The 12,704-nt window shown below is 28.7% G+C and carries 14 protein-coding genes and 1 riboswitch; all 14 genes read left to right on the top strand.

The features are described 5' to 3' along the window. The first annotated feature begins 98 nt into the window (after positions 1-98). Positions 99-776, top strand: coding sequence for a TIGR01906 family membrane protein (locus tag P3X86_RS00805; RefSeq protein WP_483290719.1), 678 nt, complete (start codon positions 99-101; stop codon positions 774-776). A 56-nt stretch (positions 777-832) separates the two neighbouring features. Further along, a complete protein-coding gene (locus P3X86_RS00810) occupies positions 833-1,768 on the top strand; it encodes a restriction endonuclease (RefSeq protein ID WP_483290720.1) in 936 nt (311 codons plus the stop codon). 108 nt (positions 1,769-1,876) lie between these two features. Next, positions 1,877-1,971, top strand: a riboswitch (THF riboswitch). 72 nt (positions 1,972-2,043) lie between these two features. Continuing rightward, entirely contained in the window at positions 2,044-2,808 is a 765-nt protein-coding gene (locus tag P3X86_RS00815) for a folate family ECF transporter S component (protein ID WP_483290721.1), read from the top strand. 16 nt (positions 2,809-2,824) lie between these two features. Further along, positions 2,825-3,394: a flavodoxin family protein gene (locus P3X86_RS00820; protein WP_483290722.1), complete on the top strand. Its 570-nt coding sequence runs from the start codon at positions 2,825-2,827 to the stop codon at positions 3,392-3,394. Positions 3,395-3,547: 153 nt separating this feature from the next. Continuing rightward, on the top strand, positions 3,548-4,120 hold the full coding sequence (pduL, locus tag P3X86_RS00825; RefSeq protein WP_483290723.1) for a phosphate propanoyltransferase: 573 nt from the start codon (positions 3,548-3,550) through the stop codon (positions 4,118-4,120). 13 nt (positions 4,121-4,133) lie between these two features. Next, entirely contained in the window at positions 4,134-4,784 is a 651-nt protein-coding gene (gene deoC / locus P3X86_RS00830) for a deoxyribose-phosphate aldolase (RefSeq protein WP_483290724.1), read from the top strand. A gap of 79 nt (positions 4,785-4,863) precedes the next feature. Next, complete coding sequence (locus P3X86_RS00835) at positions 4,864-5,802, top strand: lysophospholipase (RefSeq protein WP_483290725.1); 939 nt, start codon at positions 4,864-4,866, stop codon at positions 5,800-5,802. 186 nt (positions 5,803-5,988) lie between these two features. Beyond that, complete coding sequence (locus P3X86_RS00840; protein ID WP_483290726.1) at positions 5,989-6,666, top strand: amino acid ABC transporter permease; 678 nt, start codon at positions 5,989-5,991, stop codon at positions 6,664-6,666. After that, on the top strand, positions 6,660-7,382 hold the full coding sequence (locus tag P3X86_RS00845) for an amino acid ABC transporter ATP-binding protein (protein WP_483290727.1): 723 nt from the start codon (positions 6,660-6,662) through the stop codon (positions 7,380-7,382). The genes P3X86_RS00840 and P3X86_RS00845 overlap by 7 nt, the downstream gene beginning before the upstream one ends. 246 nt (positions 7,383-7,628) lie before the next feature. Next, positions 7,629-8,240 (top strand): SOS response-associated peptidase, encoded by a 612-nt coding sequence (locus P3X86_RS00850; RefSeq protein ID WP_483290728.1) that lies wholly within the window; start codon positions 7,629-7,631, stop codon positions 8,238-8,240. 125 nt (positions 8,241-8,365) lie between these two features. Beyond that, the gene (locus tag P3X86_RS00855; RefSeq protein WP_483290729.1) at positions 8,366-10,732 is read left to right on the top strand and encodes a CotH kinase family protein; all 2,367 of its coding nucleotides are present in this window, start codon (positions 8,366-8,368) and stop codon (positions 10,730-10,732) included. A gap of 11 nt (positions 10,733-10,743) precedes the next feature. Further along, the gene (locus P3X86_RS00860; protein WP_483290730.1) at positions 10,744-11,313 is read left to right on the top strand and encodes a hypothetical protein; all 570 of its coding nucleotides are present in this window, start codon (positions 10,744-10,746) and stop codon (positions 11,311-11,313) included. Further along, positions 11,303-12,004, top strand: coding sequence for a polyphosphate polymerase domain-containing protein (locus tag P3X86_RS00865; RefSeq protein ID WP_483290731.1), 702 nt, complete (start codon positions 11,303-11,305; stop codon positions 12,002-12,004). Before P3X86_RS00860 ends, P3X86_RS00865 begins: the two co-directional genes overlap by 11 nt. A gap of 15 nt (positions 12,005-12,019) precedes the next feature. Next, entirely contained in the window at positions 12,020-12,679 is a 660-nt protein-coding gene (locus P3X86_RS00870; RefSeq protein ID WP_483290732.1) for a DUF4956 domain-containing protein, read from the top strand. Positions 12,680-12,704: the final 25 nt, after the last annotated feature.

A 12,704-nucleotide genomic window follows, 5' to 3' on the forward strand; every position in this document is an offset into this window, starting at 1 on the left:
GTGTAAAGTGTGGAGTCTTTTTATTTTAGTAAATAGTATTGATTTTACCAGTGTTTTAAAGTAAGCTAAGATATATGACTGTTTAAGAGGAGATTAGCATGTTTAGATTAGCAAAAATAATTTTTATTATTACACTTCCACTATTTTTATTACTAAATGCTATTAATTTGATAGCATTTGATTTAGATTATTACCAAGCTAAATACAAAGAGTTCGACATTCCAAAAGTTGTGAAAATGAAAGAAAGTGATTTGATTTTAGCAACAGAGAAAATGTTAAGCTATTTGTTAAATAAATCAGATGATATAGATTTTAAAGCTACAGTAAAAGGAGAAAATGTTACATATTTTAACGAAAAAGAGCAAGTTCATTTAAAAGATGTTAAAAGACTGATAGAAGTTGGCTATAAAATAAGATTAGTATTAGGTATAGTACTTCTTATAAGCGGGGTATATATTTTAATACTAGATAAAAATAAACTATTCAAATTGACTATTATATCAATAATCTTTGTTAGTTTACTATTGGTTATTTTGGGTATTTTAGTTGCTAGAGACTTTGGGTTATGGTTTGATTATTTTCATATGGCGTTATTTACAAATGAATTGTGGCTTTTAGATATCAATACAGATATCTTGATAAATATGTATCCTATTGAATTTTTTGAAGGTATTACTATAAGAATAACTTTAGCGTTTGTAATTGAATTATTAGCTGCTTTAGTCTTTTCATATTTTATAAAGATAATAGATATAGGTAAACGTAAATGGGTATAAAAATCACACTAATGTCAATAATCTTGATAAATAATTAATAAGGTGTGATTTATAAAGTGGAAAGAGTGTTAGAAAAGAAAGTTAGGGAACATGTCAAAGGCGTTAAGTTAAAAAGATATTATAGAAGTTATAATAAGGATACATCTATTGTCTCAGAAATTCTTGACTATATATTAGTGCTATCTGTACTATTTTTTATTACATTTTTATATAGTGCTAAAGCTACAAAAAGTATAGTAGCTAGCTTAATTATATCCTTATTCTTTATAGCATTGGTTTTTTCATTATTACACAAATTAAAAAAACATCAAAGAAATAAAGAGGTAAAAATAATAAATGAAAAGATTTCGCTAGACATATTAATTAAAGAGATTTCTAAGAAATCACCTTACGAATTGAGTGGATACATGAAAGAAGTACTTGAAAAAACAGGTATAGAAAATCTAGAAATACTATACGAAAATGGTATAGACATGATTGGCATAAAAGATGGAAAGAGAACGGGTATAAGGATATTTCAGTTAGATGAGGATTATAAGGTATCACTAAAAGATCTCAATAGTTTCTTTGTTTCTTTGAAAAGACATGATGTAAAAAATGGTATAGTATTGACGACATCCTATTTTTTCAAAGAAGTGTTTACTGTATGTAGACAGATAAAGGATATAGTAGATATTGAGCTAATTGACAAAAGTAAAATACTAGATTTGTATAAAAAAGCTAATAGTTATCCAAGTGATAGTATCATCCAAAGAAATATCTTAGAGCAATTAGAAGATACAAAAAGAGAGACTAATAAAAAGAGGATAACTGAGGTATCTTCTAGCAGAAAGATATCAACTTATATATTTACAGGATTGATTATAAGCTTAATGGGTAGAATCACGCCATACCAAACGTATTATAAGATAGCTGCGCTGATTTTATATTCGTTAGGGGTATTATCTTTAATAGCTGTAGTGTATAGAAAAATCAAATTAAATAAATATTAAGAATTCGTTAAAAAACCTATATATGGCTTTTTAACTAATATAAAGAATTAATTTTAAAAGTAGCTATTTACATAAAGCACTAAGTAATATACAATATTGTTTGGAGATAACAGAGTAGATAAGAAGCGTTAAGTGTTAAGGGATGGGAGGTTGCCCTTAAACGAAAGGATTTAATCCTGCGGTTTCTTGTCGCTGCCGCTGTTTAAGAGAGAAGGCTTCTTTTCTTAAAATATAACAGCTGGTGTTGTCAAAATTTTAAGAAGGGAGTTTTTTTAATGGAAGTAAGCGTAAAAAAAACTATGACAACAAAAGTATTAGTAATGGCAAGTTTATTAGTATGTATTAGTATAGTATTAACTAGGTTTGTTTCAATAATGATACCATTAGCAGGACTACCTGCAATAAGATTTGGGATAGGTAGTATTCCGATAATAATGGCAGGTATACTATATGGACCATCAACTGGAGCATTGGTGGGTATTGTTGCAGATCTAATAGGATGTTTTATTTTCCCACAAGGTACTTATTTTATTGGTTTTACAATTAGCGCTGCTCTAAGAGGTATGTTACCAGCTTTAATGTATGGAATTATTAAAAAAAGAAAAATAGAATTTGATTTTACATTTATTAATATTTGTTCAATGCTAGCTATATTCGGTGGAGTAATATATATTATGGTTAAAAAGGGAGTTTTAAGCATTGTTTCTGGGCAAATATATCTATATGAAGATAAAATGCCATTAGTTTATATTGTTTTAGGAGCATTTATAGTACTTTCTTTTGTAATATTACCAATAATAATTAAAAAGAAAAATACTTCAGTAGGTATTTACAGTATAGATAAAATAACTTTTATTGTAACATTGCCATATATAATCATATCTTTAGGATTAAATACATTGTGGTTGTCAATCCTATTTAAGAAAGGGTTTATGGTATTTTTACCTGGAAGGATATTATCAGCGTTAATAATAATACCTTTATATACATCAGCACTATTTACCTTAAGTAAGGTTTTCAAGTACATGAAAGTTGACTAATTACAGGAGTGGTTGGATGAAAAAAGCACTAGCTATCGTTGCAAGTCCAAGAAGAAATGAAAATACACAAAAAATAGTTAGTAGTGTAGTAGATGGATTGTTAGAAAAAGATATACTAGTAAAGAAGATAAATCTCAAAGATTTAAACATATCTGCATGTACTGCATGTGGTTATTGTGAGCATCAAGGAGAATGTATAATAAAAGATGATATGACAGAAATATATAAGGATTTTGATGAAGCAGATATAGTAGTATTTGGATCACCTGTGTATTTTAATACAGTAAGCTCATATGCTAAAGCTATGATAGATAGATGCCAGATGTTTTGGTCAAGTAAATACAAGCTAAGAAAACCTTCAATAGATGTAAAAAAGAAAAGGTTAGGAGTATTCATAGCAGTTGGAGGAGCTCCTTATTACAAAGAGCAATTTGATTCATGTATATCTGTAACAAAACTTTTTTTTAAGGCAATAAATACTAGTTATTCGCATGAGATTTTAGTTTCAGATACAGATAAAAAACAAATTGAGAGTAGAGAAGATATATTAAAAAGAGCATATTTCATAGGTAAAGAATTGGTATAATATAACTATCTTAATAAAAATTTTTCAAATTCCGAATTATATTTGATTTTTAATTCAAAAAGTCTTATAATTTTATTGCAGAAGTGATATATTGTATTTAAAAATAACAAACAATATAGATAATAGTAAATGCATAAAATTAGGAGGAATCACATGAAAACACAATTACCAATAGCTTTATCTAACAAGCATATCCATTTAAGCAAGGAGCATGTAGAAATACTTTTTGGAAAAGGATATGAGCTTACAAAAATGAAAGATTTATCACAACCAGGACAATATGCTTGTGAAGAAAAAGTAGACGTAGTAGGACCAAAAGGGACATTAAAGAACGTTAGAGTATTAGGACCAGTTAGAAAAGAAACACAGTTAGAGATATCATTATCAGATGGATTCAAATTAGGAGTAAAGGCTGATATAAAAGATTCGGGAGATTTAGAAGGAAGTCCTGGGGCTAAAATAGTAGGACCAAAAGGTGAAGTAACAATAGATAAAGGAATCATAGTAGCTGCAAGACATATACACATGCATACGGATGATGCAAAAGATTTTGGTGTAGAAGATAAACAAAGAGTAAATATCAAAGTAGGAGGAACTAGAGGATTAGTATTTAACAATGTGTTAGTTAGAGTTCATCCAACATATGCACTTGAGATGCATGTTGATATAGAAGAAGGAAATGCTGCAGGTGTTAAAAATGGAGATTTGGTTGAATTAATTAAATAATGGAGGGTATATAATGAAAAATGTAGCTTCAAAGATAGACCATACTATATTAAAGGCTAATGCTACAACTAGTGAGGTTAAAGCGTTATGTGAGGAAGCTAAGAAATTTAACTTTGCATCAGTTTGCGTTAATCCAACTCATGTAAAGCTAGTTAAACAAGAACTAGAAGGAAGTGACGTTAAAGTTACAACAGTTATAGGATTTCCTTTAGGAGCAAATACTCCAGAAGTTAAAGCATTTGAATCACAAGATGCAGTTAAAAATGGAGCGGACGAACTAGATATGGTTATTAATATCGGAGCACTAAAAGAGAAAAACTATGACCTAGTAAAAAGAGATATAGAGGCGGTAGTAAATGCAAAAGGAAATGCAATAGTTAAAGTTATAATAGAAGCTTGCTTACTGACAGATGAAGAAAAAATAAAAGCATGTGAGCTATCTAAAGAAGCAGGAGCAGATTATGTAAAAACATCCACAGGTTTTAGCACAGGAGGTGCTACTGTAGAAGATATAAAACTTATGAGAAAAACAGTAGGTCAGAACATAGGAGTTAAAGCTTCGGGTGGAGTTAGAACATACGAAAAAGCAGTAGAAATGATTGATGCTGGAGCAACAAGAATAGGAGCAAGTGCTTCAGTTGCAATAGCAGAGGGTACTAAATAGAAGAATTTAATATGTTTATACATAGAAAAAGGACTCAGATATTGGAGTCCTTTTTTGTAAATTGGGAGGATATAATAAAGTGAATATAAATCGTTTTAAACTTGTAAATGGTGACCATAACATAGAATGCATATGTTGGAGTGACGATAATGGTAAAAAAATAAAGGGAGTTGTGCAAATAGCTCATGGTATGGCAGAGCATATAGATAGATATGATGACTTTGCGAAATATCTAGTTAGGAACGGATTTATAGTATATGGTAATAATCATAGAGGTCATGGAAAAGAAGCAATAGATAATGGAACGATAGGACATTTTTCAGATAACGATGGTTGGAATAGTGTAGTTGAAGATATGTTTATACTTAATCAGGAAGTAAGTAAACACTATAGTAACTTACCAATAATACTATTTGGACATAGCATGGGCTCATTTCTCTCTAGAACATATATTTATAAATATCCAAAAACAGTAGATATAGTAGTACTTTCTGGCACAGGATATGGTGCATTTTCTACGACGTCTCTTGGCAAATTCATATCAAAATTAGTAATATTAATCAAAGGTAAAAAGGAAAAGAGTAAGTTGATGAATTTATTATCATTTAAAGGCTATAATAAAAGTTTTAGTCCAGTAAGAACTGATTTTGATTGGCTTAGCAGAGATGAAAAAGAGGTGGATAAATATGTAGAAGATGAGTTGTGTGGAGAGGTATTTACAGCAGGCTTTTTTTATGATTTACTATCCGGGTTAAGAGAAATTCACAAGAAAAAAAATATAATAAATATTCCAAAAACTATCCCTATATTATTAATATCAGGAGATAAAGATCCAGTTGGCAATAATTCTATTGGCGTTAATAAAGTATATCAATTATATAAAAAATTTGGAATAAATAATATAGAAATGAAGATTTATAAAAATGCGAGACATGAATTATTAAATGAAACAAATAAAGATGAAGTGTATGAATATATACTCAAATGGATAAATTTAAACCTAAGTGAAATAGAATAATTGATGAATAAATAAACATAATAATTTATTTTTATTTAAAAAAATCTTGACATAGACTCTCTATACAGTTTATAATCATATAAATGAACAAATGAAATTATTAAGACATGTAACAAGGGAACTGCTTTGATATAGAGCAGATTCCCTTGTTATATGTCTTAGCTAAACAGTAAGAGGGGGAGTCGTATGGATTTCAGTTTTATGAAGCAATACTATCCATTTTTTATAGATGGAGCCAAAGTAACGATATTATTATCATTATTTACTATTATATTTGGGATAATTATAGGTGTGCTTGTGGCACTGCTTAGGATATCAAAGAATAAGATATTTAAAGCAATAGCTACAGTATATATTGAATTTATAAGGGGGACTCCAATTTTAGTACAGCTGTTTATTGTATATTACGGATTGCCACAATTAGGAATCGATTTTTCCGACATCCCAGTTATAGGAGAAGATTATGGTGATCTTATTGCAGCTATAGTTGCGCTATCAATAAATAGTGGAGCATACATAGCAGAGATAGTAAGAGCAGGCATTAATGCGGTAGATAAAGGGCAAATTGAGGCATCTAGTTCACTAGGAATGAACTATGGTTTAACTATGAGATATGTAGTTTTACCTCAAGCAGTTAGAAATATACTACCAGCTTTAGTTAACGAATTTATAACACTGATAAAGGAATCTGCAATAGTGTCAATGATAGGAATTCATGATTTGATGTACAATGCTGAGACAATTAGAGGAAATACATTTAAGCCATTTGAACCATTATTGGTAGTAGCAATGATATACTTTATAATAACATTTTCTCTATCAAAGGGCATGTATGTACTAGAGAGGAGAATGAATAGATGCTAGAGATAAAAAATTTAAGTAAAAAATTTGGTAATAATCTTGTATTAAAGGAAATTAATCAAGAGATAAAAAAAGGTGAAGTAGTAGTTATAATAGGGCCGAGTGGATCAGGAAAGAGTACATTTTTAAGATGTCTTAATCTACTAGAGAAGCCTACAGGAGGAGAAGTAATATTTGAAGGAGAGAACTTAAAAGAAGACAGTAATCTTAACGAGCTTAGGCAAAAAATGGGCATGGTATTTCAAAGTTTTAATTTATTTCCTCATATGAGTGTTTTAGATAATATAACATTAGCACCTATAAAAGCTAAGCTAGAAAAGGAAGATGTAGTAAAAGAAAGGGCAAAAAAGCTACTAAAAAGAGTTGGGCTATTAGAGAAAGCAGACAGTTATCCTAAACAATTATCAGGAGGTCAAAAGCAAAGAATAGCTATAGCTAGAGCAATGGCTATGATGCCAGATGTACTTTTGTTTGACGAACCAACATCAGCACTAGACCCAGAAATGGTTGGAGAAGTTCTTGATGTAATGAAAGAGTTAGCATCAGAAGGGATGACTATGGTAGTAGTAACACACGAGATGGGTTTTGCAAAAGAGGTTGCGACAAGAGTCATATTTATGGATGAAGGAAAAATAATAGAAGAAAACGAACCATATGAGATTTTTACTAATCCTCAGAATCCTAGAACCAAAAATTTTTTGAGTAAAGTATTGATATAGAATATACATTTATTAAAATACGAGATATATTATTTTTGAAATGAATGTGATATGATAGGACTATATATGTGAATTGATGGAGTGAACATAGTTGAATTAACGTTTAAATTATCTATAAATTAAATACAGTGAAAAAATATATCCGTGTTTTAAAGATATTAGTGATATGGTCGAGTATGTAATAAAGAATATATTCAGGCGGTATAATGATAACGCCTTTGAATACAATATGAGGATGGATAAGCTATGTGTGGAAGATTCTATATGGGAAAAACATTGATGGAGCTAATAGAGAGGTATAAACTACAGGATTATTTAGAAGCAGAAATATTAAACCAAGAAACATATCCAACAGATAATGCTGTTGTAGTATTAGGAGACGAACAAAGAAAACTTAAAAGTATGAAATGGGGATTTGTTAATCCACATAACAATAAACCGTTAATAAATGCTAGAAGTGAGACGGTGAACACAAAGTATTTATTTAAAGATGCTTTTAAAAATAACAGATGTCTAATACCGGTTACAGCGTTTTACGAATGGAAAAAACAAGGCAATACATCTACTAAATACAAGATAGGATTAGAAAATGAAAAGATCTTTTCATTAGCAGGTATATTTAGTACATCTTTAATAGATGCCAAACCACATGTAACCTTTACGATATTGACAACATATCCAAATGAGCAGATTAAAGAAATACATAATAGAATGCCTGTGATAATAAAAGAAGAAGATGAAGCAATATGGTTAGGTACAAATACAGAGATGATTAAATTACTCGGTTTACTGAAACCTTATCATAATATATTTGATATTCAGCCAGATACAAACAGTAATGACCTTACATTATTCTAGGTTAACTGTTTGTGTTTTTTTGATACGAACATATTTATGAAAATTTATTATTATTATGTCATGTATGTTTAAATTATGATATAATGTCTAAGTGGTAAGTTAGCGGAAGTTTTGGAGGTTTTTTTATGAAAAAAGTTTTAAGAATAGCTACATTCTTTGGGTGTGTTTTACTTATTGCAACATGCTTTTTATTTGCCATAATAGAGAAGAAAGATGTAGATTTTAGTAAATACAATGTTGAAAATATTGATTTAACGTTGTCAATGAAAGATATTGAAGTAATGAATACATATAAAACAAGTGTAACATCTAATAACAAAAAAAGAAAAGTAATTATGAATATAGAGGATATATCATATGAAGCTACAATAGATAAACTTGATGAAAATTTACCACTAGATAGTGAAGAGATATCATTTGAATTATCAATAGAGGATGATAATGCATTCATAAAACAAGATAAACTTAGAGTATTAGCTTATGATAAACTTGCAATAGACAAATCCATGAAGATTATGTACTTAGCAGATAATATGAAGCTATTAAATGCAGGTGCAAATGTTTGTAAAGTAAGCATCAATAATGTAGATAAAGGATATTATTTGTTAACAGATAAATATAGTAGTGATTTCTTAAAGTCAAATAATATAACAAATGGTGCTGTAATAAAGATTTCAAGAAAAAAAGGTAAATATGATATAGATTTTATAGCAACAACTAGCAAACATAAGGACTTAGAAAATCAATGCCAAAAACTGTTTAGTGAGATTGTCACAACACAATTGATAGATGAAAGTACAACAAAAAACATTGCTACTATTGGATATTTAATAGGTGGTATAAATACTTCAAACATGTATTTTGCTTTAGATGTAGATCGCAAAACGTTGTCACCTATAATAGATTCACAGATGGTTTATGAGAAAGCAAGTAATCTTATTGATATAGATAAATATGACCAAGAAGCATTAAGACAAAATGCAATAAACTTGGGTATTAACATAGATGATATGTATAATCAAAAGGTAGATATAAAAAAAGTAGAGGACAATATGTATCTAACAGAGCTTTACATATCTGGTGAAAAAGCATTGATAAATGAAAAGGAAGGTTTAATATTTGTAAGTTTGCCTAGAGGTGTAGATACAATCAATTCAATTAGTTATAAAGCAAAAGATAACAAAAGGTTATATATACAAGATTCTAGTAATCAAAGGGTATTATTAGAAAATAACAAAAGCTATGATTTTAAAGAATATATATACCGAGGAAAGTTGTTTATAGAAGATGTTGCTAGAGAATATGATATTTTCATTACAACTGGTGATGTGGATATTATGCATGTAGATTTGGGTGAGGAAATTGACCCAAAAGAAAAAAAGCCATGTGATATTATGTATTTAAGCAGAAAAGAAGCACATCGATTATCAGCAGGTATAGAACTATATAATGATAATAAACAGCTTAAAAAGAACTATTCAATAAAGCTAAAAAAAGATAATAAAATAGAAACACTGGGCGATTTTAGGGAAATTATATTGGATGGGATAGATAAGGACAGTTCACTTATAAAGAAAAAATTAATGTATGATATTATGAATAGTGTAGGTAATAGTAAGTTAAAAGCTAGATTTATAGAAGTAATAATAGACGGAGATTACAAAGGGTTATATGTATTATCACCAAAAATTGATGAAGATTTTTTAAACCTAGATGATTTTAACAGAGACTACAATTTTAACAATGCATTACTATACAAAGCAATGGATATAAATGCCGATTTTAAGTCAACAAACACTATTCTAGATTTACATAAAAACAAATATGAAGACTTTCCAAAACAGCGACAACCAAAGCAAAAGGCTGATGACCCGATATTGGGCTATCATAGTGGGTATGAGCAAAAGCATCCTAAAATCAATGAGTTTGGAGAGAGATATAGCCAGATAGAATCCCTAGTAAAATTTATAGCTACTGCAAGTGATAAAGAATTTATTAATAATATATTTAGTATGATAGATAAAGAAAGTTATATTAGAAACTGCGCTATATTACAGGTATTAGGAGTAAATAATCTATCAGTACAAGATCAATATGTATATCGAGAAAAAGGTAAGGCAACAACTTTTAAGTTTATACCTAACGATTCTAATAGTGTTTTTGGCATGATTAATCAAAGCTATGTAGATTACGATACATTGATGTCAAACTCTCTTTACAATAGATGCATGAATAGCCCTCAGTTCAATAAGGAAGTTTGGAGTAAAATAAAAGAAATAACTAATAAACTGATAACAGAAAATTATATATCAAATAAAACAAAACAATATAAAAAAGAAATAGCACCAGCACAGTCTAGAAATTATTGGGCATGGTGCAGAAAATATAAATCATTAAACAATATAAATCTTTATAGCAGGGAAATACAAAGTATAAATATACTTATGAATAAAAGGCTTAGCTGGCTGAAAGCTGAAAGTGATAAATATTAAGAGGTGCAATTATGAAAAATAAGAAGATATATATAACTATACTTGTATTAGTATTATTAGCTATATGGTTTATAAATGATAGATTGCTATATAAGGAGTATGATTTTGTTAGTAAATATGAGTATAGTTTTTTAGACAAACAGACTGGTAAGGTACATGAAGAGTGTAGAGAGTTGTATAAAAACTATCAGGAAAATAAAGAAGATGAGATATATAATAGTATAAAGCTTATAAACATGCTAGACTATTTACTTTATGAATCTAGGATACAAACACAAACATATTATGAAATACTAGCTACACTTTCTAGCCAAAAATTCAAGTTCGATAATGACAAAGTTAATGAAATAAACAAGTACATGACTAGAAAGAGAAAAACTAATATAGTGTATGAGAAGTTTTTAATATCTGAAATTTACATAGTTGACGAGCATAATGCACAAGTAATAGTAATAAGAGAATTTAGCACAAACAAGGAGTATTTAAAGTGTAGGTATGTCTTAGAAGATGGAAATTGGAAATATGATGGCTTTAGTAATATAGATAATGTTAGAATAGTGGTGAATGATAATGATCAATGAGCATAGACATACAAAAACATATAGAAATGAAATTAAATTCTATATAGAAATGAATGAATATAAAAAATTATCTGAGATTTTTAAAAGTATTTTAAACCTTGATAAAAATGCGAATGAAAATGGAGAGTATTGGATAAGGAGTCTGTATTTTGATAGCTTATACAATAGTGATTATTATGATAAAATGATGGGGACTGAGAATAGAAAGAAAATTAGACTAAGAATCTATGATGTGAACTGTCAAAATGTAAAACTAGAAATAAAAAATAAATACAATTCTTACATGTTAAAAGAAAGTGTTACAATTAGCAAATCAGATGCTACGGAATTAACAAAAGGGAATAAAGAAGTATTATTAAAATATAACAACCAAATTGCAAATAAAGTCTATTATTATATGAGTAAAGATTTTTATAGGCCAAAAGTTTTAGTAGATTATAAAAGAGAAGCATATATAAGTGAGGTTCAAAATGTTAGGATAACATTTGATAAAGATATAAGATCTACAATATCTGACTTTGATATATTTAGTAACAAGATAAACTCAATACCAATTTTTGAGCATAAAACAATGGTAATGGAAGTTAAATTTAATAGATTTCTTCCTAGTATCATAAAAAGTGTGCTTTCAAATATAAAAAGTGATAAAAGTGCAATAAGCAAATATTGCATGAGTAGAAATATTCTTTAAGGGGGAAAAGGCAACGTGAATGTAATAGAATTCATTAATTCAACAAGTAAAGGTCTTACTGTAAAAGAAGTAGTATTAAATATGGTGGTGACATTACTTATCGCTATGTTTATATACTTTGTATATAAGATGACGTATGATGGAGTTATGTACTCTAAGAGTTATAATGTTACATTAGTATTAGTATCAGTAGTGACTGCTATGGTAATGATGGTTATAGGTAGTAACTTAGCTTTATCACTTGGTATGGTAGGAGCATTATCTATTATAAGATTTAGAGCAGCAGTAAAAGATCCAAAGGATATAGGGTTCCTATTTTGGGGTATAGCTGTAGGGTTAGCATCTGGAACAGGTTCCTATATGATAGCAGCAGTTGGATCAATACTTATAGCTATCATATTGTTTGTGCTTTCATTTAGTAAAATTGATGATTTAGCATATTTACTTATAGTAAAAGGCAATGAATTAGATGAAACCAAAATTGAAGAAATAGTAAAAAATAATAGTAAAAAGTTTAGGTTAAAGATGAGGAATATTAGCCCGATGTTTAACGAAATAATATATGAAGTAAAATTGAAACAAAACCAAGGAGAACAGCTAGCAAAATCAATTAGTGAATTAGACAATTCACTTTCTATAAATATAGTTTCACATGATGGGGAAATTGCAGGATAGAAGGTGAAAAAATGTTAAGTTGTAA

This window comes from Abyssisolibacter sp. ZYX002, assembly GCF_056892235.1.